We start from the raw sequence: 20,578 nt of genomic DNA, 5'->3' as shown, positions 1-20,578 counted from the left end.
GGGCACCTTCCGCCCAGTCCGACCAGTCGGTACGTTCGGGAGCCCGGGTCGCGGCGTCGCGGCCCGGGGTTCCGGCGGACGACAAGGGGTGGGCCGATGGCGGAGCACGAGGCACAGGTGCACGGTCAGTGCGATCCGCGGTTCGCGGCGGTGCGGGCGGCGTTCGAGGCGAACTTCCGGGACCGCGAGGAGCTCGGCGCCGCGGTCGCCGTCACCGTCGGCGGCCGGACGGTGGTGGACCTGTGGGGCGGCTGGGCCGACGCGGAGCGCAGCCGCCCCTGGGAGCGCGACACGCTGGTCAACGTGTGGTCGACGTCCAAGGGGCCGACGGCGCTGTGCGCCCACATCCTCGCCGACCGGGGCCTGCTCGACCTCGACGCGCCGGTGGCCACGTACTGGCCCGAGTTCGCCGCGGCCGGCAAGGAGCAGATCCTCGTACGGCATCTGCTGTCGCACCGCGCCGGCCTGTCCGGGCTGCGGGAGCCGCACTCGTTCGAGCAGCTCTGCGACTGGGAGCTGACGACACAGCGGCTCGCGGCGATGGAGCCGTGGTGGGTGCCGGGGACCCGGTCCGGGTATCACGCCTTCACGTACGGCTCCCTGGTCGGGGAGGTCGTGCGGCGGGTGTCGGGGCTGCTGTCGGGGGCCTTCCTGGAGCGGGAGGTGACCGGGCCGCTCGGGCTCGACTTCACGATCGGGCTGCCCGAGAAGGAGTCCGGGCGGGTGGCCGAACTGGTGCAGCCGCCGGTCGCCGACACCAGTGAACAGGCGGCGATCTTCAGCCAGTTGACGCCCGCGGCGCTCGCCGCGCTGACCAACCCGATCCTGGGCGCGGCCCAGGCCAACTCGCCCGAGTGGCGGGCCGCGGAGATCCCCGCCGCGAACGGGCACGGCACCGCGCGCGCGGTGGCCGCGCTCTACGGGATCTTCGCGGGGCGAGGAACCCACGACGGCCATCGGGTCCTGTCCCCCGAGGCCGCCGAGCGGGTGCGCGAGGGACAGGGCAGCTGCCGCGATCTCGTGCTGGGCGCCGGGTTCGCACACGAGACGGAGATCGGCCTCGGCCTGTGGCTGAGCGGGCCCAACGGCTCCTACGGCCCCAACCCGAGGGCTTTCGGACACGACGGGTTCGGCGGCTCGTGCGGTCTCTCGGACCCGGAGGCCGGGGTGTCGCTGGGGTACACGATGAACCGGATGGGGCCTCATATCGCGGACGACCCGCGGAAGATGGCGCTGATCGACGCCCTGTACGGGGCCCTGTGACGGCCCTTCGACGCGGGCCGTTTCGGCCGAAGTGAGAGGCCTCCCTTCCCTGCTGGTTTAGACCACTGCTTAGATCTGGTGACGCAAGGAGCCCGCACGGCTACAACACGTCACCAACAGGAGGCGCGGCATGGCCCGCACCACCCCGCACGACCGCCCCCTCACCGAAGCCCAGCCGCTGTACTGGCGGATCGCCACCGAGCTCCTCGGCGAGCTGCGCGACGGGACGATCCCGCCGGGCGAACGGCTGCCGGGGGAACGGCATCTGGCGGAGCATTTCGGGGTCAGCAGGGAGACCGTCCGCCAGTCGCTGGAGGTGCTGCGCCGCAGCGGTCTGGTGGCCACCGACCGGCGCGGCAGTCACGCCACACTGCCGGGCCTGCCGGTCGAGACGGCCGCCTCGCTCACCTTCCCGGTCGGCGCCCGGAGCACGGGCCCGGGCGCCGTCGCCCACGCCACCGTCGCCTGGGAGACGCCCTCGCCGGCGCACGCCGAGGCACTGGGGCTGGCCCCGCACCGCCGAACCCTGGTGCACCGCTACGAGTCCGCGGGCGCCGACGGCCGGGGGCAGCGCACGGCCGTGACATCGTTCTCCGCGGTGGCACTGGCCGAAGTGGCGGAACTCGCCCGATACCGCGACCGCACCGACGCCACCGGTTCGGCCCAACTGCGCCTCGCCTACGACTGGATGCGCAGGGCGGGCCTCTCGCTGCACCACCGCGACGCCATCACCCGGCTCCCGGGAGCGTCCACGGTGCGCGTGACGCGATGCGTCCACGACCAGTACGCCCGCCCCCTGGAGATCACTGACCTCGTGGTGGACGCCCAACAGGACGCTCTGGTCTACGAGTTCACACTGCCCGCGGCAGGCTGAGCGCACCCGGCCGGTGCCGCACCATGTCGCCGTCAGTCCGGTCCCGGCCGGCGCGCCACGACCATCCGCACCCGCGGGCTCCCGTCCCGCCGCCGCCCGAACTCGGGCAGGGCCTCCAGCTCCACCTCGAACCCGGCACGGGCCAGCTCGGCGCGCACCTCCCCGAGCCGGAAGGCCCGGTAGTACATGACGAAGGGCGGCCGCCACACGGCGTTGCGCACCCGCATCACCGCGTCGAAGCCCAGCAGCATCCAGTACGCGACCGACAGGGGCCGGGGCGGGGCCACGAGAGGGAAGACGAAGCGGCCGCCGGGCCGCAGTACGGAGTGGACCTGCGCGAACAGGCCCGGCAGCTCACGGGGCAGGAAGTGCCCGAACGCCCCGAAGCTCACCACCAGGTCGAAGGCGGGGGCGAAGGGCAGGGCACGGGCGTCCGCACGGACCCAGCCGATACGCGGCTTCGCGTCCCGCGCCTGCCGCCGGGCCACCTCCAGCATGCCCGCGCTGAAATCGACGCCGGTGACGCTGCGCCGGCACACCTCGGCCAGCACCCCGACACCGGCGCCCGTCCCGCAGCACAGGTCGAGGCCGTCGTCGTACGGTCCGGTCCGCGCGAGCGCCGCCGCGACGGCGTCGAGCACCGAGTCGGGCGTACGGAACGGCGTGTGGTCGAACTTCGGGGCGAGCAGGTCGTATCCGCGCTCGACGGACGACAGGGCCTGGACGGTGAGTTCGCGCAGGGAGGGGCCTTCGGGACTGAACATCCGGCTCACCTCACCCCTGCGCCACACGCTGCTGCAGGACCACCAGCACCCGCTCGCACCAGCTCAGGATCTGTTCCTCGAAGGAAATCCCGGCCAGCAGCGTCAGATACGGCCCGACGCGGTCGGACTCGCGCAGGTACTCCTCCTCGGTCCGGCCGTCGAGCATGCGCGCGCGGACGCGCTCGTAGCGGCCGAGTTTGCCACGCGCCCAGGTCATGCGCTCCTCGATCATGGCGCGGGTGGTCCCGGAGTCGTCCATCGCCTGGAGCTTGATCAGGAGCTCGTCGCGGACGGCGGTGGGCCGCCGGGGCGGCTCGGCCGCGAAGCTCCGCAGATCCGCCCGTCCGGCCTCGGTGAGCGTGAACATCCGCTTGTTGGGCCGCCGCTCCTGCTGCACGAAACGGGCCTCGACCAGGCCGTCCTGTGCCAGGCGCTCCAGCTCCCGGTAGAGCTGCTGCGGGGTCGCGGGCCAGAAGTTGGCGAACGAGATGTCAAAGACCTTGGACAGCTCGTAGCCCGAGGCCTCGCCCTCCAGAAGGGCGGCCAGGACGGCGTACTTGAGGGACATGTGGACACCGTAACAGCAGGTGATTATTCTCATCCGCACCTACTCAACAAATTGACTATGAGGTGATCCCGATGCGCGCGTTCCGCGAGGCCGTCGAGGCGGGCGACGCCGATGCCATGGAGACCCTGCTGGCGCAGGACGTCGTCTTCACCAGCCCGGTCGTGTTCAAGCCGTATGCCGGCAAGGCGATCACGGCGGCGATCCTGCGCGGTGTCGTGCGGGTCTTCGAGGACTTCCGCTATGTGCGGGAGATCAACGACCCGAACGGCCGTGATCACGCGCTGGTCTTCACCGCGCGGGTGGGCGACCGGGAGATCACCGGCTGCGACTTCCTCCGGGTGAACGAGGAGGGGCTGATCGAGGACTTCATGGTCATGGTCCGTCCGCTGTCGGGCGCGCAGGCGCTGGCGGAGGCCATGGGCGCGCAGTTCGACCGGATCGAGAAGGAGGCACGGCTCCGGTCCGCGTAGCTTCCGGCGGGCGGAGAGGGGTGCACCCGGATCGACACCCGGGTGCCCCGTGGCGCGATCTCCGCCTGCGCGCGGGCCGGTCGGGGTTGGATGTCCCCATGACCACCGACGAGCACGCGCGGATGATGTCGGCCAACCAGGCGAACTGGGACGCCCGCACACCCGTCCACGTCGCCAGCCGGTTCTACGGCCTCGACCAGGACCTCGATCCCGCCCGCTGGTTCGCCTCCTTCGAGTGGGACGACCTCGGTGAGCTGGCCGGGCGTGATGTGCTGCATCTCCAGTGCCATCTGGGCACCGAGACGATCGCCTTCGCGCAGCGCGGCGCACGGGCCGTCGGCCTGGACTTCTCCGCGGCTTCGGTGGCCGCCGCGGACGGCGTCGCCCGGCAGGCGGGGCTGGACGTCACGTACGTGCAGGCCAATGTCTACGACGCCGTGGCGGCCCTGGACGGGCGGCAGTTCGACGTCGTCTACACCGGCAAGGGCGCGCTGTGCTATCTGCCCGACCTGGACCGCTGGGCCGGTGTGGTGGCCCGACTCCTGCGGCCCGGCGGGCGGTTGTACATCGTCGAGTTCCACCCGCTGCTCAACTCCCTGGGCCCCAAGCCCGCTCCGGGCGAGGGACCGGAGCTGCTGCTGCGCCACGACTACCTGAGCGGCGACGGGGCCGTGCACCGCGACGCCACGCACACCTACACGGACGGCCCGGCCGTTGCCGGCGCCACCGACAGCTTCGAGTGGATGCACGGAATAGGAGAGGTCCTCGGCGCGCTGACGCAGGCAGGACTGACCATCCGGCGCCTCACCGAGAGCGACGAGCTGCCCTGGCGGCGCTGGCCGCAGATGGAGCGCACGCCCTCCGGCTGGTGGCGGCTCCCCGAGCCGCGGATCCCCCTGCTCTACGGACTTCTCGCCACGCGCTGAACCACCGTGGTACGGTCCCGTCAGCACCTGTGTACGCCCGGTCCAGGGCGCCGGTGCCAGTTCCACCTCAGTTCGCCGGTCCGCGTACCGGCTTTCTCCGCACCGTCTCGTGACCGGCCTCGCGCCATGTCCGAGGTGCTGTTTCCCGCCGCCCGAAGGCGCGTCGACCGCCTTCCCGAAGTCCGCGGCACCTCCCTTCCTTCCGCATGCCCCATGCCTTCCGTCCGTGAAAGGACACACCACCATGACCACCACTCTCGAAAACCCACCCGTACGGCGGCAGCCCCCGGTCCGTGCCGTCACCGGCGTGCTCGACATCGACGCGAACGGCAAGGGACACCTGCGCGCCGAGCACCTGCTGCCCACCCAGGCCGACTGCCCGGTCTCCCCCGCGCTGATCCGCCGGTACGGCCTGCGCAAGGGCGACCTGGTCGACGGCGTACGCGGCGAGGGACGCACCCTCACCGACGTCGCCCGCGTCAACGGCCGCACCCCCGAGAAGAACCGCCGCCACTTCCGGGAGCTGACACCCCTTCACCCGCGTGAGCGGATCCGTCTGGAACACCCGGCGTCCGGTCTGACCGGCCGGGTCACCGACCTGATCGCCCCCGTGGGCAAGGGCCAGCGCGGCCTGATCGTGGCCCCGCCCAAGACCGGCAAGACGGTCCTCCTCCAGCAGATCGCGGCCGCGGTCGCCGGCAACCACCCCGAGTGCCGGCTGATGGTGGTGCTCCTCGACGAACGCCCCGAGGAAGTCACCGACATGCGGCGCTCGGTGCGGGGCGAGGTGTACGCCTCCACCTTCGACCGGGCGCCCAAGCAGCACATCGCGCTGGCCGAGCTCGTCATCGAGCGGGCCAAGCGGCTCGTCGAAGCCGGCGAGGACGTCGTCATCCTGCTCGACTCCCTGACCCGGCTGTGCCGGGCGCACAACAACGCGGCCGCCTCCGGTGGACGCACCCTGAGCGGCGGCGTCGACGCGGCGGCCCTGCACGGGCCGAAGCGGTTCTTCGGTGCCGCCCGGCTCGCCGAGGAGGGCGGCTCGCTCACCGTCCTCGCCACCGCCCTGGTGGAGACCGGCTCCCGCGCCGACGACTTCTACTTCGAGGAGCTCAAGAGCACCGGCAACATGGAGCTGCGCCTGAACCGGGACCTGGCCCACCGGCGTGTCTTCCCCGCCGTCGACATCAACGCGTCGGGCACCCGCCGCGAGGAACTCCTGCTGCCCCCGGCCGAGTCGGGCGTCGTACGCGGCCTGCGCCGGGCGCTCCAGACGCGGGACGGGCAGACCAACCTGGAGACGCTCCTGGAACGGCTGCGCGAGACACCCGACAATGCCACGTTCCTGCGGCGGATCCAGCCGACTCTGCCCGGCCAGTGACGGGCCGGAGCATCGCCCGTCCGGGTGCCCGCGCGCCCCGACCGGCCCGGGCAGCGCGGTCCGGGGAGACTCCGTTCCTAGCTTGGCAGTATGAAGATCGGACTTTCTTCCCGGGCTCTTGTGTCCGCGAGCGTGCTCTGCGCGGCCGGACTGCTGGCGCTCGCGCCCGCCGCCGCGGTCGCTCACGAGGGGCTCGCCCCCGACCCGCCCGGCGGCCCACGGGTCGCGGCGGTCCCGCGCCCCGCGTTGCTGTACCGGTCCGGCACTCAGGTGCATCCGCTCTCCGGGGCACCCCGGCTGCCGCGCGTCTCGGCGCTGTCGTGGCTGGTGGCGGACGCCGACTCGGGCGAGGTGCTCGCCGCGTACGAGGCGCACCGCAGGCTGCCGCCCGCGAGCACCCTCAAGACCCTGTTCGCCCTCACCCTGCTGCCGGCCCTGCCCGTCGGCGTCCCGCACACCGTGCGCCAGGAGGAGCTGGCCGGGATCGGGCCCGGCAGCAGTCTGGTCGGGGTCGCCGAGGGACGGACGTACCGGATCGCCGATCTGTGGCGCGGGGTGTTCCTCAGCTCCGGCAACGACGCCGTGCGGGTGCTGGCCACGCTGAACGGCGGCTGGCGCACCACGGCCGCCCGGATGCAGGCCAAGGCACGTTCGCTCGGCGCGCTCGACACGCGGGTGGTTTCGCCCGACGGGTACGACACGCCCGGCCAGGTGTCCTCGGCGTACGACCTGGCGGTGTTCGGCCGTGCCGGGCTGCGCAACGCGGAGTTCGCGCGGTACTGCGGCACGGCCGCGGCGTCGTTCCCGGGCGGGGGCGGCCGGGCCTATCCGATCCGCAATACCAACCGGCTGCTGACCGGCGCGGACGGGGTGGACCCGTACCCGGGGCTGATCGGCATCAAGAACGGCTACACCAGCAAGGCCGGCAACACCCTCGTCGCCGCCGCCCGCCGCGGTGGCCGCACCCTCGTCGTGACGGTGCTCAACCCCCGCGCGGGCGGCGGGCACGCCGTCTACGAGGAGGCCGGGGAACTGCTCGACTGGGGGTTCGGCGCGGCCGGCCGGGTCGAACCGGTCGGGTCGCTCGACGGCTTGCGGGCCAGACCCGGGCCGGGCCCCGCCACGGCACCCGTGGCGGCAGCGGTGACGCCCAAGGGCGAGGCGCCGGGCTGGGCGCAGGCCTGCGCGATCGCCGGAGCCGCCGGGTTGGGCGCGGGCGCCGTGTCGTTGGTGACACGCGGCAGGGTCGAGCGCCCGGAGGGCAACTGACCGACCGGCAACCGGAGCAGCAGGCCCAGGGTGATCCAGGCATAGGTGTTGCTGCCGAGGAAGCCGTCGACGCCGGACGCGTCGTCGAACCAGAGCCACACCACGCTGGTGCACAGCACCCCGTACAGGGCTGCGGCCACCCGTCGGTGCCCGGCCCGGACCAGGACGGCGAAGGACGGCAGCAGCCACACCAGGTGATGGACCCAGGTGATCGGGCTGACCAGACAGGCGGTCAGCCCGGTGAGGGCGAACGCCGCCGTCCAGTCCCCCGCCACCACCGCCCGGCGGGTGCGCGCCACCCACACGCCCAGGACGACCAGGACGACGACCGCCCAGACCTCCCGGCCCGTCACGTCCAGCCGGGCCAGGATCCCTTGCAGGGACTGGTTGGAGACGTAGTCGAGGCGGCCCACCCGGGTGGTGTCCCACATCGCGTGCGTCCAGTAGAAGCGGGACGCGCCCGGCGCCACCCACGCCGCCAGCGCCGTCGCCGCGGCGGCCACGGCCGTCGCCACGCCCGCGGCCCGCCAGCGACGGGCCACCAGCAGCACCCCGATGAACGCGGCCGGCGTCAGCTTGATCGCCGCCGCCAGGCCGATGCCCACACCCGCCCGGCGCTCCCGGCCCGTCGCCAGCAGCCGGCAGTCGAGGAGCACCAGGGCCAGCAGCAGGATGTTCACCTGCCCGAAGCTGAAGGTGTCCCGCAGCGGTTCGAACAGGGCCAGCCCGCACAGGGCCAGCGCGACTCCGTACCAGCCGTGGCGCCGCCACGCCCGCCCGGCCAGCACCCGCAGCACGAAGGCCAGCGCCACCAGGTTGAGCAGCAGCGCCACCGCGATGGCGGCATGCAGATCCAGCAGCGCCATGGGCAGCATCACGACCGCCGCGAACGGCGGGTAGGTGAAGCCGTACGTGGTGCCGGGCACCCGGTAGTCGTAGATACGGCCGTCGTGGTGCAGCCAGCTGTCGACGGTGCCGTGGTAGACGCGCAGGTCGAACCAGTCGCGCAGCAGCGGCACGGTGGCGGTGAAGACGGCGACGGCGGCGACGAGGACGAGCACGAGTGCCAGCCGGCCGCGGTCGGTGCGCGGAAGCCTCATGCCGTACGTCCCAACGCCGGGGCCTGTGCTACCAGATGCGCCTGCCAGAGAACGACCACGGCGAGCACGCCGCCGGAGACCGCCAGTACCAGCTGGCCGGCGTCGGCGGGGCCGCCGCTGGGCAGCACCGCGAGCGCGAGCACGCCCGTCAGGGCCGCGACCCGGTGCCGTACCGAGGTGCTGGGCGCGGCGGCCGCTACGAGGAACAGGCCCCACAGCGCGTACCAGGGGCGGATCGCCGGTCCGAAGGCGGCCACGGCCGCGAGGCTCAGGCCGAGCGCGTACACCGGGCGCGGACGCCAGCGCCACCATATGAGGAGCACCAGGACGCCGGTGAGGACGAGTCCGAAGGTGTGCCACACGGGTACGGCCAGCGGTGCCAGATCGCTGCCGGTCTGCTCCAGCAGCGAGGCGGTGGCCCGGCCGAGCAGGCTGGTCAGTGCCCAGTTCTCAGTGGAGACGGGGGTGTCCAGGGCGCCGATCCAGCCGTATCCCGTGCCTGCCACGGCCGTGGCGGCGACCGTGGTGGCGGCGGAGGCCGCTCCCGTGCTGAGGACGGCCTTCGCCGGAAGGTGTCCGGAGCGCATCTGGAGCAGTACGACGGCGACGAGGCCGAGCGCGGCGGGCGCCTTGACCAGCGCGGCCAGTGTCACGAGGACGGCGCCCAGGACGGGCCGGCGGCCGAGGGCGGCGACCAGACCGGCGCCGAGCAGGCCCAGCATGATGGCGTCGTTGTGGGCACCCGCCACGAGGTGCAGCAGCACGAGCGGGTTGAGGGCGCCGAGCCACAGCGCGGCGGCCGGGTCGGCTCCGCTGTGCCGGGCGAGGCGTGGCAGGGCGGCGGCCATCAGTGCCACGCCGAGCAGCGCTATCAGCCGCATGCCGAACAGTCCGGCGGGCACCTCGCCGCGGGTCGCGCCCGACAGCACGGAGGCGACGCCCATGAACACGGGGCCGTAGGGGGCCCCGGTGTGCCGCCACAGCGGGGCGACCTCGTCGGCGAGGGGGCCGCCGAGGTGGGAGGGTCCGTACGCGTAGACGTCGATGTGCGCGTCGACCATGGCTCCCTGAGCCAGGTAGCTGTACACGTCCCGGCTGAACAGCGGCGGCGCGATCAGCAGCGGGGCGGCCCACGCGGCCAGCACGAGCAGCAGGGCGCGTGGGGTCGGCGGGTCGGCGCTGCGCACGAGCCGGCCTAGCAGCAGCCACGCCGCTATCAGCAGGACGACGCCGAAGTACACGCCGACCAGGCCGAGGGCGGCGTGTGCCGAGCTGGGGGCCAGCAGTTCCCGGACCGGCAGCGCACCGGCCGTCTCCCCGCCCAGGGCGAGTATGGCGGTGCCGGCCAGACCGAGTATCTGGCAGCGGCGTAGATCGATGGGGAAAGCCATGGCCAACACTCGGTCAGCGTGTCAACGACGGGTGGCCGCCAGTTGACGGGGCTCCCTCCGGGGGGAGACCGCGGTGTGTCCGGCGCGTGATCAACGTGCGGCCCGGTGGGGGCTTGTCGCGCAGTTCCCCGCGCCCCTGGAGGGGCGCTGCGTCCCTCCTCAGAAGACCGACAGGCCCGTCAGTGTCGTGAATCTGTCCAGGGCCGCCACTCCTGCCACCGAGTTGCCGCGCTCGTCCAGACCGGGACTCCACACGCACAGGGTGCAGCGGCCCGGTACGACCGCGATGATGCCGCCGCCGACTCCGCTCTTGCCCGGCAGTCCCACGCGGTAGGCGAAGTCGCCCGCCGCGTCGTAGGTGCCGCAGGTCAGCATGACCGCGTTGATCTGCTTGGCCTGACTGCGGGTGAGCAGACGGGTACCGTCCGCCCGGACACCGTGGCGCGCCAGGAACGACGTGGCCAGGGCGAGGTCGGCGCAGGACGCCTGGACGGAGCACTGGCGGAAGTACTGGTCGAGCAGGGCCGGCACGGGGTTGTCGATGTTGCCGTAGGACGCCATGAAGTGGGCGAGCGCGGCGTTCCGGTCGCCGTTCGCCGTCTCGGAGGCGGCGACGTCCTTGTCGAAGTCCAGGGCAGAGTTGCCGCTCTCGGCGCGCAGGAAGGCCAGGAGTTCACCGGCCGCGTCTCCGGTACGGGTCTGGAGGCGGTCGGTGACGACGAGGGCGCCCGCGTTGATGAACGGGTTGCGGGGGATGCCGTTCTCGTACTCCAGCTGGATCAGGGAGTTGAAGGGGTTGCCGGAGGGCTCGCGGCCCACGTGCTCCCAGAGTTCGTCACCCTCGCGGGCCAGGTCGAGCGCGAGGGTGAACACCTTGGTGATGGACTGCGTGGAGAACGGCTCGCGCCAGTCCCCCACGCCGTACACCGTGCCGTCGAGTTCGGCGACGGCCATGCCGAAGCGGCGGGGGTCGCAGGCCGCGAGCGCCGGGATGTAGTCGGCGGGCCGGCCCCGGCCGGGGGTCCGCTCGATCTCCTCCGCGATGCGCTCCAGGATCGGCTGGAAGGTCAGTGACGACGTTGACGCTGCCATGATCACCATTGTGCCTCCCGGCCGGTCCCTTCGCGCATCCGAGGTGGGTTGCCGCTGGTCAGGCCAGGGCCTGACCGGTGCCCGCGACGACTTCCGGGCGCAGCAGGTCGGCCAGGGTCCCGGCCGGCAACAGGCCCTTCTCCAGGACGAGTTCGGCCACGCCCCGGCCGCTCGCGAGGGCCTCCTTGGCGATGTCGGTCGCGGCCGTGTACCCGATGTGCGGGTTCAGGGCGGTGACCAGGCCGATGGAGTTCTCCACGGTCCGGCGCAGCGCGTCGGTGTTCGCGGTGATGCCGGCCACACAGCGCTCGGCGAGGGTCACGCAGGCGCTGCGCAGGTGCGTGATGCTCTCGGACAGGGAGTGCAGGATGACCGGCTCGAAGGCGTTGAGCTGGAGCTGTCCGGCCTCGGCGGCCATGGTGATGGCGACGTCGTTGCCGATCACCTCGAAGGCGACCTGGTTGACGACCTCGGGGATCACCGGGTTGACCTTGCCGGGCATGATCGACGAACCGGCCTGCACCGGCGGCAGGTTGATCTCGCCGAGGCCGGCGCGCGGGCCGGAGGACAGCAGGCGCAGGTCGTTGCAGCTCTTGGAGAGCTTCACGGCGATGCGCTTGAGCACGCCGGACATCTGGACGAACGCGCCGCAGTCCTGGGTGGCTTCGACCAGGTTGGCGGCGGTGACCAGCGGCAGTCCGGTGATCTCGGACAGGTGGCGGCGGGCCGCCTCGGCGTATCCGGCGGGGGCGTTGAGGCCGGTGCCGATGGCGGTGGCGCCCAGGTTGATCTCGTGGATCAGCTCGACCGCCTCGGCGAGCCGGGAGCGGTCCTCGTCGAGCATGACGGCGTAGGCGGAGAACTCCTGCCCGAGCGTCATCGGCACCGCGTCCTGGAGCTGCGTACGGCCCATCTTCAGCACGTCACGGAACTCGACGGCCTTGCGGGCGAACGCGTCCTGGAGCACGGCCATCGCCTTGAGCAGCCCGCGCACCGCGAACACGGTCGCGATCTTGACGGCGGTCGGGTAGACGTCGTTGGTCGACTGACCGAGGTTGACGTCCTCGTTGGGGTGCAGGTGCCGGTACTGGCCCTTCTCGTGGCCCAGCAGCTCCAGCGCCCGGTTGGCGACGACCTCGTTGGCGTTCATGTTGGTCGAGGTGCCGGCGCCGCCCTGGATGACGTCGACGACGAACTGGTCGTGCAGCTCGCCGCTGCGGATCTCCCGGCAGGCGGCGACGATCGCGGCGGCCTTCTTCGGCTCCAGCAGACCGAGTTCCTCGTTGGCGAGGGCCGCGGCCTCCTTGACGGCGGCGAGCGCGTCGATCAGGTGCGGGTAGGCGGAGATGGGCGTGCCGGTGATGGCGAAGTTCTCGGTGGCGCGCAGGGTGTGGACGCCCCAGTAGGCGTCGGCGGGCACGTCCCGGTCGCCGAGCAGGTCGTGTTCGCTACGGGTGGCGGTGGTCATGAGGGAACGGTTCTTCTTTCTGAGAGGGTGAGTGTGCGCGCCCCTTCAGGGGCGCGGGGAACTGCGCGACCAGCCACATCCGGCTCGCAGCCGCCGTACAAGATCCGCGGCACATCCTTAGGCGCAGGCCGAAACGGCAACCGGCTCCAGCGAACGAACGGGCTGCACACACCCGACCGCCCGACCGCCACCCAGAAGCGCCTCACCCCGGAACTCGGTGAGCAGCTCCGGATCGACCCCGGCCCAGGCAAGAGCGGCGGCAGCCACCGGCACCCGCGCCCGGTTCGCCCCGTCGGCGATCTTCACGGCGACGGCCCGGCCGTCCGGCAGCGCGGCGACCTGCACGCCCTCGAAGCCGTCCTTGGCCAGCAGCCCCGGCACGGCCCGCATCAGCGCCGCCACGTCCCGGCCGGAGCCGGAGGCCATCTCGGCGTGCTCCCGCATCGCGTCGGCGACCCGGGCCTCGGGTGTGCCCGGCGCCGCGGTGGTGACACGCGCGGCGGCGCGGGCGAGCCCGTGCAGCGAGACGGAGAACAGCGGCGCCCCGCACCCGTCGACGGTCACGCGCGCGATCCGCTGCCCGGTGAGATCCTCGACGATCTCCGCGATGGCCTGCTGGAGCGGGTGGCCGGGGTCGAGGTAGTCCTCCAGGGACCAGCCGTTGAGCACGCAGGTGTACAGCATGGCCGCGTGCTTGCCGGAGCAGTTCTGGGCGAGCCGGGAGGGCGCGCGGCCCTCCCGCACCCAGGAGTCCCGGACCACGGGGTCGAACGGCATGTCCGGGACGTTGCGCAGGTGGTCCTCGGTGAGACCGGCGAGTTCGAGGACGCGCCGGGTTCCGGCGAGATGGCGTTCCTCGCCGGAGTGGCTCGCCGCGGCGAGGGAGAGCAGCTCGCCGTCGAGCGGGAGCCCCGCCCGGGCCATGGCGACGGCCTGGACCGGCTTCAGCGCCGAGCGGGGGTAGAAGGCGGCCTCGATGTCACCGAGCTGGAACCGGACGTCACCGTCGCCGCCGAGGACGACGACGGAGCCGTAGTGGATGCCTTCGGTCATTCCGCCGCGTATGAGGTGGGCGACGGGGGCGTGGAGAGGTTCGCGGACAAGGGGTGCGTCCGCCATGGAGCTGCTGTACATCACTGTCTGGCTGCCTGGTTGTCGTGGGTCGATGAGGGGTCGTCGACCGACACGGTTGTCACGCGTCGGCCTTGGTGGCGGTGCGCCCGGCCCGGCTGCGGATGGCGTACCGGCCCGCGACCAGCGCTGCGACGATCAGCGGCAGGCACAGCACTGTGGTGCGTCCCGCGCCGCCGTCGGCGTACATGAGGACCAGGACGGAGGCCAGGAAGGCCGGCGTCACGAGTTCGGTCCAGGGGGAGCCCGGCAGTCGGTAGCCGGGGCGGGTCAGCTCGCCGTTCTGGGTCTTCTGCCAGAAGAGCAGGTGGCAGACCATGATCATGCCCCAGGTGGCGAGGATGCCGATGGCCGCGAAGTTCAGCACGATCTCGAACGCCTCGGCGGGGACGACGAAGTTGAGACCGACGCCGAGGACACAGATACCGCTGGTCAGCAGGATGCCGCCGTACGGGACCTGGCTGCGGCTCATCACCGAGGTGAACTTCGGGGCGGAGCCGTTGACCGCCATGGAGCGCAGGATGCGGCCGGTGGAGTAGAGGCCGGAGTTGAGCGAGGACATCGCCGCGGTGAGCACGACGAGGTTCATGATCCCGCCGGCCGCCGGGACGCCGATGTCGGAGAGCACGGTGACGAAGGGGCTCTCGCCGGCCTTGTACGACGACCAGGGCAGCAGCATCGACAGCAGGATGACGGAGCCGACATAGAACAAGGCCGACGCGCCACATGATCGAGTTGATCGCCTTCGGCATGGTCTTCTCGGGGTTCTCGGTCTCACCGGCGGCGACGCCGACCAGCTCGACGGAGGCGTAGGCGAAGACGACGCCCTGGACGATCAGCAGCATCGGCAGCAGGCCGTGGGGGAAGACGCCGCCGTTGTCGGTGATCAGGGACGGGCCGGCGTCGGCGAGTCGGCCGCCGGCCCCGAGGAACAGGCCGGTGCCGATGGCACCGCCGATGGCGATCATGTTGACGTGCCGGGCCTTCATCGACTTGCTGTAGCCGTGGTCTCCGACGTCTACGTGACCGGACGAGGGGCGCGTCTCGTCTTTGAGGTGCTGCTCGCTCACGCCTCGGGTCCGCCTTCCGTGGTGCTGTCGGTGCGCGGGGGGCGCACGATGTCGGTGAGGGTCGTCTCGACGCGGTCCAGGTGGTGGGCCATGGCGTCGGTCGCGTCGAGTTCGGAACCGTCGATCAGCGCCTCGACGATCGCCCGGTGCTCCCGGTTGGACTGCTCGCGGCGACCGCCCAGCTCGTTGAGGAAGGCCGACTGACGCGCCAGTGCGTCACGGATCTCCTCGATGACCCGGCGGAAGACCGGGTTCTGGGCGGCCTCGGCCACGGCCAGGTGGAAGAGGGTGTCCATCGCGACCCACGCGGTGGTGTCCGTCTCCCGCTCCATGCGGTCCAGCAGGTGGGCGAGGTGGTCGAGGTTCTCCGGGGTGCGGCGCAGGGCCGCGTACCCGGCGACCGGGATCTCGACGTGCCGGCGCACCTCCAGCAGGTCGCTCGCCGAGTAGTCGCCGAAGGTGGGGTCCTCGACGGTGCTGGCCACGACGAAGGTGCCCTTGCCGGTCTTGGAGACGGTCAGGCCCATGGTCTGCAGGGCCCGCAGGGCCTCGCGCAGGACGGGCCTGCTGATCTCCAGGGTGCGGCAGAGCTCCGCCTCGGAGGGCAGCTTGTCGCCGACGGCGTACTGGCCGCGCTCGATGGCATCACGCAGATGCGCCAGCACCGCCTCCATGGCGCTCACACGACGGGGAGGCTGTCCGGCTGTCCGGCTGTCTGACAGGTTCACGGGAGAGATGTTCCGGGTGAGCGGACGGTGGTGTCAAGAGACCCCCAAGGAGAGATTCACCGGATGCGACGCCGCAGGTCCCTCGCCGACGTCACGTCCGGAGCCGGTCAGCTGTTGACGACACCCGCGCCGAGCAGCCCGAACAGCAGCAGCCCGACCACGATCCGGTAGATCACGAAGGCGTTGAAGGAGTGCTTGGCGACGAACTTCAGCAGCCAGGCGATGGAGGCGTAGGCGACGACGAAGGACACGAGGGTGCCGACGGCCAGCGGCAGCGCCGCCGTGCCCGTGCCGAGGGCGTCCTTCAGCTCGTAGATGCCCGCTCCGGTCAGCGCCGGAATGCCGAGGAAGAAGGACAGCCGGGTGGCGGCGACCCGGTCGAGGTCGAGCATCAGGGCGGTGGACATCGTGGCGCCGGAGCGCGAGAAGCCGGGGAACAGCAGGGCGAGGATCTGAGAGCTGCCGACGAGCATGGCGTCCTTGAAGGAGGTGTCGTCCTCCCCTCGCTTGTGCCGGCCCATCTGATCGGCCGCCCACATCACACCGCTGCCCACGATCAGCGAGCCCGCGACCACCCACAGCGAGGCCAGCGGCCCCTCGATCAGCGGCTTGGCGGCCAGGCCCACGACGACGATCGGAATGGTCGCGCAGATCACCCACCAGGCGAACCGGTAGTCGTGGTGGTACCGCTCCTCCTTGTCGCGCAGCCCGCGCAGCCACGCGGAGACGATCCGCACGATGTCCTTGAAGAAGTAGACGAGCACGGCGGCGATCGCGCCCACCTGGATGACGGCCGAGAACCCGACCACCGAGTCGTCGTCCACGGGAATGCCCATGAGCCCCTCGACGATCTTCAGATGGCCGGTCGAGGAGACGGGCAGGAACTCGGTCACCCCCTCGACGGCTCCGAGGACGATGGCCTGACCGACGCTGATGACGCTCATGTGATCCAGTTCCGGGGGTCGGCGGGACAGCTGGTGCGCACTGTCCTACCAGGCGCGGGTGTGACTCCCGCGCCGTCGACACCGCCGGTGACGGCCTACGGCCACACCGCCCCGGCCAGCGACACGCCGAGGAAGGCCGCGCCGAGACCCACGACCACGCTGCCCACCACATTGCCGAGGGCGTAGAGCCCGGCGCCCGTCCCGGTCAGCCGCAGGGTCTCGTAGGAGAAGGTCGAGTAGGTGGTCAGGGCGCCGCACAGCCCCGTGCCGAGCAGCAGCTGGAGGTGCGAACTCGCGGCACCCGAGGCCGCCGCGCCGGTGAGCAGGCCGAGGATCAGACAGCCGCAGGCGTTGACGAGGAAGGTGCCCCAGGGGAACACGGAGTCGTGCCGGGACTGCACCGCGCGGTCGGTGAGATAGCGCAGCGGCGCGCCGACGGCGGCGCCCGCGACGACCAGAAACCAGTTCACGGCTGCTTCTTACCTTTCCTGTCCGACTCGCCCGTTTTGCCGTCCCGGCCGATGTACCGGATGACGTCGCATTCGTCGATGGTGACGAGTCCCTCGGCGACCAGTTCGTCGAGCTGCGGCAGGAAGGCGCGCACCCGCTCCTCGGTGTCCACGATCACGATCGCGACCGGCAGGTCCTCGCTCAGGGACAGCAGCCGCGAGGTGTGGATCAGCGAGGAGGCGCCGTAGCCCTCGATGCCGCGGAAGACGCTGGCCCCCGCGAGGCCGGCCGCGTGGGCGCGGTGCACGATCTCGGAGTAGAGCGGCTTGTGGTGCCAGGTGTCGTGCTCCCCCACGAAGACGGTCAGGCGCAGGGCCCTGCCGGTCAGCCTGGTCATGACTGCCTCCACTTCAGGACGCGACGGGTGGCCGCCGCAAAGAGCCAGACCGCCGTGAGCGCGGCGATCAGGGTGGCGGCGAGGTAGGCCAGTCCGGTGCGCGGATGGCCGTGGTCCACCAGCTTCTGGATGTCGACGGCGTACGTCGAGAAGGTGGTGAAGCCGCCGAGGACGCCGGTGCCGAAGAAGGGACGGACGAGGCGATGGGCGGCCCACACCTCGGTGATGATCACCATGAACACACCTATCACGGCGCAGCCGACGACATTGGTCCAGAAGGTCACCCAGGGGAAACCGCCCGGCTGGACCGGCCACCACAGCGCGAGTGCGTAGCGGGCCGTGGCTCCGAGGGCTCCGCCGGCCGCGACCACCGCGACGACGGGTGCCTGCGTCCGCCAGGCCTGGGGGCGCGCGGTGCCGGCGGGAGCGCGCAGGCTGTCGGTGTCGGGGGCTGTCATGGGCGTACGTCTCCTACTCGCCAGGGCGGCCCGGGGCATGCGGGCCTCGCGGTTGCAAGTAGGGACCGTTGGCGGCAGCACTGCCGCGGTTCGGGTACGGCGGGCCCCACCGCCGCGCCGCGACGGTGATCGCGGCCGGTCAACAGGGTAACGCCGGGCGCGGGAAGGGGTCACCTCGGGAAGCGGCGGCCGCGGCTCGGCATGCCCGTCCAGTGCGGCGCGGCTACTGTCGAAGAGCCCGCTGAGCGGCCGAGGTGAAGGAGCGTGGTCGGCGTGGCGCGCAATCGCCGTCTGATCCTGAGCTCGCCGTCGGAGGTCTGGAGTCTGCTGTCCGACGGCCGCCGCTACGGGGAGTGGGTCACGGGCACCCAGGAGGTGCTCGCCGTGGACCCCGACTGGCCGGACGTGGGCGCCCGGCTGCGGGTCCGGGTCGGGATGGGCCGTCTGACCCTCGACGACACGGTCGTCGTCCGCATCCACGAACCGCGACGCCGGCTGGAACTGGAGGCGAAGGCGGAGCCCTTCGGTGCGGCCCGCATCGCCATGCAGCTGATTCCCTGGGGCGAGCACACCCTCTTCGTCATCGACTGGCACCCGCTGCGGGGGCCCGGGACCCGGATGCACGGTCTGCCCGTCGACTACGTGGTCGCGATCCGCAACGGGATGATGCTGACGAAGCTGGCGCGGATCGCTGTGCGCGAGCATGACGCTTCGCTGGGCGGGCCGCGTCCACGCTAGTTCCCGCGCCTCTACCAGCCCTTCTCGAACATGCGGGCCACCTCCGCGATGCGCATCTCGTCCCGTCGGTAGTGCGTGTGCTGCTGGACCTGTTTTCTGCGCAGCACGCCGATGCCGACGAGGAGGCCGAGGTGGGTCTCGGCGACGTGGGGCGGTACTCCGAGTTTGGCGGCCACCGCGTCCGCGGTGACGCCGTCCTCGGCCGGGTCGCCGTGGCATCCGTCCGGGAAGTGGACGGCCGGGTCCTTGAACCACTCCAGGATCTCCAGGCGCCGCCGGCCGGCGGGAGTCCTCAGCATCTCGTCTCCCTCCGTCGGGCCGCGTCGTGGCACGTGCTCCCACTGTCCCGCAGCGGCCACCGCCGTGTCCGGGACTCTGCGAGCCTTGTCCGGTACCGAACGGCCGTACGACGCCGGGCTGTTCGCGACGAACGTGCGGGGGCCCGGTCGCGGGGACGCGACCGGGCCCTTTGGTCACTTGCTCAACGGTGGCTGAACCACGACGTCGAGGAGAGCGCCCGGTCGTCGTAGCCGAACAGGGCCTGGTTCTCCCAGCCGTTGCCGGAGGCGGCGTCGGTCGGGTCCCAGCCGTTGCCGGTGACGGCGGTCCAGGTCGCCTCCCAGTAGAAGACGCCGAGACCGCGGCCGCCGGGGACGGCCTCCACGATGCTCGCCACGTCGTTCATCCACCTGGTCTGCCCGGTCACGGTGGCGGGGTAGCCGGCGACCAGCTCGGTGGCGAGGTCGATGATGTTCTCGTGCGAGTCCTCGCTGTCCAGGCGGAACGGGTAGGCCGTCTCGGCGACGAAGACCGGCTTGGCGTAGCGGGACGCCGCGTCGTCGAGGGTGGTCTGGAAGTCGTACAGCGTGCCGTGCCAGTAGCCGTAGTACGACAGGCCGACGGCGTCGAACTTCACACCGTTCGCGACGGCGTTGTCGAACCACCAGCGGGTGCCGGACAGGTCGCCGCCCTTGGCCAGGTGCAGCGCGACCGTGGTGGACGAGCTGACCGCCTTGACCGCGTCGTAGCCGGAGTTGAGCAGGCCGGCCAGCTGCGACCAGTTGTCGGTGGAGCCCTCGGACCACAGCATGCCGCCGTTGATCTCGTTGCCGACCTGGACCATGTCGGCGGTGGTGCCCTGTGCCTTCAGCGCGTTGAGCACGTCGTACGTGTGGTGGTACACGTCGGTCTTCAACTGGCCGTAGGAGTGGCCGGACCAGGCGGCCGGCTTGCTCTGGGCGCCGGGGTCGGCCCAGGTGTCCGAGTAGTGGAAGTCGACCAGCAGCTTCATGCCGGCAGCCTTGACGCGCTTGGCCGTGGCGAGGACGCGTGCCTTGTTGTTGTAGCCGTCGGCCGGGTTGACCCAGACCTTCAGGCGCGCGTAGTTCATGCCGGCGCTCTTGAGGATGGCGACCGCGTCGCCGGTGCTGCCGGAACCGGTCCTGTAGGTGCCGCCCTTGGCCTCGCTCTTGGCGAGGGAGGAGATGTCGGCGCCGTGGATCGAGGTGCCGCCCGTGCCGGCGGCGAAGGTCAGGTCGTCGACGTTGAGCCAATTGCCCGCGGCCGCGTCGCTGTTGATGCTGATCGTGCACTGGTTGTCGGTCACGCTGACCGGCACGACGATCCGGATCCAGCCGCTCGCGGAGACCGGCAGGTCGGTGCGCTGCTCGGCGCCGCCGCAGTTCTTCAGGGCGAGGTACGCCGAGTTCTGGCCACCGCCGGAGCGCACCCAGGCGGTGAGCCTGTAGCTCCCGTTGGTCAGCCCCGACAGGTACTGGTAGGTCTCCACCTTGTACGCGGACGCCGACCAGTGCGTCAGGCGGTAACTGCCGCCGTGGCCACCGGCCTCGGTGAAGGAGGCGGAGTTCTGTCCGGCCGCCGAGTAGGTGGACCAGCCGGCCGGGGTCGCGGTGCCGGTGCCGTCCGACTCGAAGCCGCCGTTGGTGAGCGTGCTCGCCGCCGAGGCGGTCTGCGCGGGCAGGGTGGTCAGGGCGAGTCCGGCGGCCAGCGGTATCAGCAGGGCCCTGAGGGTGCGTCTGGGATGGAACATCTTCGTCCGTCGTCCCTTCGACGTATGGGATGGAGGTTCCCCGGGG

At 71.7% G+C, this 20,578-nt stretch carries 20 protein-coding genes and 2 pseudogenes; 7 read left to right on the top strand and 15 right to left on the bottom strand.

Annotated elements, in window-relative coordinates; all coding sequences use genetic code 11:
* Nucleotides 1-96 precede the first annotated feature (96 nt).
* A complete protein-coding gene (locus AC3ETA_RS41020; RefSeq protein WP_432197998.1) occupies nt 97-1,263 on the top strand; it encodes a serine hydrolase domain-containing protein in 1,167 nt (388 codons plus the stop codon).
* Nucleotides 1,264-1,393: 130 nt separating this feature from the next.
* The gene (locus tag AC3ETA_RS41015) at nt 1,394-2,137 is read left to right on the top strand and encodes a GntR family transcriptional regulator (RefSeq protein ID WP_432197997.1); all 744 of its coding nucleotides are present in this window, start codon (nt 1,394-1,396) and stop codon (nt 2,135-2,137) included.
* Between the two features lie 32 nt (nt 2,138-2,169).
* Here AC3ETA_RS41015 and AC3ETA_RS41010 read toward each other — a convergent pair whose 3' ends face one another.
* A complete protein-coding gene (locus tag AC3ETA_RS41010; protein WP_432197996.1) occupies nt 2,170-2,901 on the bottom strand; it encodes a class I SAM-dependent methyltransferase in 732 nt (243 codons plus the stop codon).
* A 10-nt stretch (nt 2,902-2,911) separates the two neighbouring features.
* On the bottom strand, nt 2,912-3,469 hold the full coding sequence (locus AC3ETA_RS41005; RefSeq protein WP_432197995.1) for a PadR family transcriptional regulator: 558 nt from the start codon (nt 3,467-3,469) through the stop codon (nt 2,912-2,914).
* A 71-nt stretch (nt 3,470-3,540) separates the two neighbouring features.
* Between AC3ETA_RS41005 and AC3ETA_RS41000 the strand changes: the two genes are divergently transcribed.
* From AC3ETA_RS41000 to AC3ETA_RS40985, 4 genes and pseudogenes are all read left to right on the top strand, one after another.
* Nucleotides 3,541-3,939: a nuclear transport factor 2 family protein gene (locus AC3ETA_RS41000; protein WP_432197994.1), complete on the top strand. Its 399-nt coding sequence runs from the start codon at nt 3,541-3,543 to the stop codon at nt 3,937-3,939.
* 98 nt (nt 3,940-4,037) lie between these two features.
* A complete protein-coding gene (locus AC3ETA_RS40995; RefSeq protein WP_432197993.1) occupies nt 4,038-4,865 on the top strand; it encodes a class I SAM-dependent methyltransferase in 828 nt (275 codons plus the stop codon).
* A gap of 244 nt (nt 4,866-5,109) precedes the next feature.
* Entirely contained in the window at nt 5,110-6,246 is a 1,137-nt protein-coding gene (gene rho / locus AC3ETA_RS40990; protein WP_432197992.1) for a transcription termination factor Rho, read from the top strand.
* 90 nt (nt 6,247-6,336) lie between these two features.
* Nucleotides 6,337-7,176, top strand: a pseudogene (locus tag AC3ETA_RS40985) (D-alanyl-D-alanine carboxypeptidase family protein); the annotation flags it as partial.
* 83 nt (nt 7,177-7,259) lie between these two features.
* Here the strand turns inward: AC3ETA_RS40985 and AC3ETA_RS40980 are convergent.
* The 11 genes and pseudogenes from AC3ETA_RS40980 to AC3ETA_RS40930 all read right to left on the bottom strand — a co-directional run bounded on the left by AC3ETA_RS40980 (nt 7,260) and on the right by AC3ETA_RS40930 (nt 17,744).
* Nucleotides 7,260-8,615, bottom strand: a complete 1,356-nt coding sequence (locus AC3ETA_RS40980; protein WP_432197991.1) for a glycosyltransferase 87 family protein — start codon at nt 8,613-8,615, stop codon at nt 7,260-7,262.
* On the bottom strand, nt 8,612-10,006 hold the full coding sequence (mptB, locus tag AC3ETA_RS40975; protein ID WP_432197990.1) for a polyprenol phosphomannose-dependent alpha 1,6 mannosyltransferase MptB: 1,395 nt from the start codon (nt 10,004-10,006) through the stop codon (nt 8,612-8,614). The genes AC3ETA_RS40980 and mptB overlap by 4 nt, the downstream gene beginning before the upstream one ends.
* Nucleotides 10,007-10,165: 159 nt before the next feature.
* A complete protein-coding gene (locus AC3ETA_RS40970; protein WP_432197989.1) occupies nt 10,166-11,107 on the bottom strand; it encodes a glutaminase in 942 nt (313 codons plus the stop codon).
* Nucleotides 11,108-11,156: 49 nt separating this feature from the next.
* Nucleotides 11,157-12,566, bottom strand: a complete 1,410-nt coding sequence (gene aspA / locus AC3ETA_RS40965) for an aspartate ammonia-lyase (RefSeq protein ID WP_432197988.1) — start codon at nt 12,564-12,566, stop codon at nt 11,157-11,159.
* A gap of 117 nt (nt 12,567-12,683) precedes the next feature.
* On the bottom strand, nt 12,684-13,700 hold the full coding sequence (locus AC3ETA_RS40960; RefSeq protein ID WP_432197987.1) for an asparaginase: 1,017 nt from the start codon (nt 13,698-13,700) through the stop codon (nt 12,684-12,686).
* 58 nt (nt 13,701-13,758) lie between these two features.
* A pseudogene (locus AC3ETA_RS40955) lies at nt 13,759-14,767 on the bottom strand (amino acid permease).
* Nucleotides 14,764-15,495, bottom strand: coding sequence for a FadR/GntR family transcriptional regulator (locus tag AC3ETA_RS40950; protein ID WP_432197986.1), 732 nt, complete (start codon nt 15,493-15,495; stop codon nt 14,764-14,766). Before AC3ETA_RS40950 ends, AC3ETA_RS40955 begins: the two are co-directional and overlap by 4 nt.
* A gap of 107 nt (nt 15,496-15,602) precedes the next feature.
* Nucleotides 15,603-16,439 (bottom strand): undecaprenyl-diphosphate phosphatase, encoded by an 837-nt coding sequence (locus tag AC3ETA_RS40945; RefSeq protein WP_432197985.1) that lies wholly within the window; start codon nt 16,437-16,439, stop codon nt 15,603-15,605.
* A 95-nt stretch (nt 16,440-16,534) separates the two neighbouring features.
* Nucleotides 16,535-16,909: a fluoride efflux transporter CrcB gene (gene crcB, locus AC3ETA_RS40940; protein ID WP_432197984.1), complete on the bottom strand. Its 375-nt coding sequence runs from the start codon at nt 16,907-16,909 to the stop codon at nt 16,535-16,537.
* The gene (locus tag AC3ETA_RS40935; RefSeq protein WP_432197983.1) at nt 16,906-17,286 is read right to left on the bottom strand and encodes a DUF190 domain-containing protein; all 381 of its coding nucleotides are present in this window, start codon (nt 17,284-17,286) and stop codon (nt 16,906-16,908) included. Before AC3ETA_RS40935 ends, crcB begins: the two co-directional genes overlap by 4 nt.
* Nucleotides 17,283-17,744: a FluC/FEX family fluoride channel gene (locus AC3ETA_RS40930; RefSeq protein WP_432197982.1), complete on the bottom strand. Its 462-nt coding sequence runs from the start codon at nt 17,742-17,744 to the stop codon at nt 17,283-17,285. Before AC3ETA_RS40930 ends, AC3ETA_RS40935 begins: the two co-directional genes overlap by 4 nt.
* A 273-nt stretch (nt 17,745-18,017) precedes the next feature.
* Here AC3ETA_RS40930 and AC3ETA_RS40925 point away from each other — a divergent pair, with 273 nt between their 5' ends.
* Nucleotides 18,018-18,482, top strand: a complete 465-nt coding sequence (locus AC3ETA_RS40925; protein WP_432197981.1) for an SRPBCC family protein — start codon at nt 18,018-18,020, stop codon at nt 18,480-18,482.
* Between the two features lie 11 nt (nt 18,483-18,493).
* Here AC3ETA_RS40925 and AC3ETA_RS40920 read toward each other — a convergent pair whose 3' ends face one another.
* Together AC3ETA_RS40920 and AC3ETA_RS40915 are read right to left on the bottom strand one after the other, a co-directional pair.
* Nucleotides 18,494-18,781, bottom strand: coding sequence for an ArsR family transcriptional regulator (locus AC3ETA_RS40920; protein ID WP_432197980.1), 288 nt, complete (start codon nt 18,779-18,781; stop codon nt 18,494-18,496).
* A gap of 182 nt (nt 18,782-18,963) precedes the next feature.
* Nucleotides 18,964-20,532 carry a glycoside hydrolase family 53 protein gene (locus AC3ETA_RS40915; protein WP_432197979.1) on the bottom strand — a complete coding sequence of 523 codons (1,569 nt, stop codon included), beginning with the start codon at nt 20,530-20,532 and terminating at the stop codon, nt 18,964-18,966.
* Between the last annotated feature and the right edge of the window lie 46 nt (nt 20,533-20,578).

Source organism: Streptomyces sp. bgisy027 (assembly GCF_057710365.1).
This window is presented reverse-complemented; position numbering and strand designations above follow the sequence as displayed.

Coding starts and splice junctions, on each gene's coding strand:
- AC3ETA_RS40980 (WP_432197991.1), bottom strand. CDS start 8,615: ATGAGGCTTCCGCGCACCGACCGCGGCCGGCTGGCACTCGTGCTCGTC.
- AC3ETA_RS40930 (WP_432197982.1), bottom strand. CDS start 17,744: ATGACAGCCCCCGACACCGACAGCCTGCGCGCTCCCGCCGGCACCGCG.
- rho (WP_432197992.1), top strand. CDS start 5,110: ATGACCACCACTCTCGAAAACCCACCCGTACGGCGGCAGCCCCCGGTC.
- AC3ETA_RS40915 (WP_432197979.1), bottom strand. CDS start 20,532: ATGTTCCATCCCAGACGCACCCTCAGGGCCCTGCTGATACCGCTGGCC.
- AC3ETA_RS40935 (WP_432197983.1), bottom strand. CDS start 17,286: ATGACCAGGCTGACCGGCAGGGCCCTGCGCCTGACCGTCTTCGTGGGG.
- AC3ETA_RS40945 (WP_432197985.1), bottom strand. CDS start 16,439: ATGAGCGTCATCAGCGTCGGTCAGGCCATCGTCCTCGGAGCCGTCGAG.
- AC3ETA_RS41000 (WP_432197994.1), top strand. CDS start 3,541: ATGCGCGCGTTCCGCGAGGCCGTCGAGGCGGGCGACGCCGATGCCATG.
- AC3ETA_RS40995 (WP_432197993.1), top strand. CDS start 4,038: ATGACCACCGACGAGCACGCGCGGATGATGTCGGCCAACCAGGCGAAC.
- AC3ETA_RS41010 (WP_432197996.1), bottom strand. CDS start 2,901: ATGTTCAGTCCCGAAGGCCCCTCCCTGCGCGAACTCACCGTCCAGGCC.
- aspA (WP_432197988.1), bottom strand. CDS start 12,566: ATGACCACCGCCACCCGTAGCGAACACGACCTGCTCGGCGACCGGGAC.
- AC3ETA_RS41005 (WP_432197995.1), bottom strand. CDS start 3,469: ATGTCCCTCAAGTACGCCGTCCTGGCCGCCCTTCTGGAGGGCGAGGCC.
- AC3ETA_RS40960 (WP_432197987.1), bottom strand. CDS start 13,700: ATGTACAGCAGCTCCATGGCGGACGCACCCCTTGTCCGCGAACCTCTC.
- mptB (WP_432197990.1), bottom strand. CDS start 10,006: ATGGCTTTCCCCATCGATCTACGCCGCTGCCAGATACTCGGTCTGGCC.
- AC3ETA_RS41020 (WP_432197998.1), top strand. CDS start 97: ATGGCGGAGCACGAGGCACAGGTGCACGGTCAGTGCGATCCGCGGTTC.
- AC3ETA_RS40970 (WP_432197989.1), bottom strand. CDS start 11,107: ATGGTGATCATGGCAGCGTCAACGTCGTCACTGACCTTCCAGCCGATC.
- AC3ETA_RS40920 (WP_432197980.1), bottom strand. CDS start 18,781: ATGCTGAGGACTCCCGCCGGCCGGCGGCGCCTGGAGATCCTGGAGTGG.
- AC3ETA_RS41015 (WP_432197997.1), top strand. CDS start 1,394: ATGGCCCGCACCACCCCGCACGACCGCCCCCTCACCGAAGCCCAGCCG.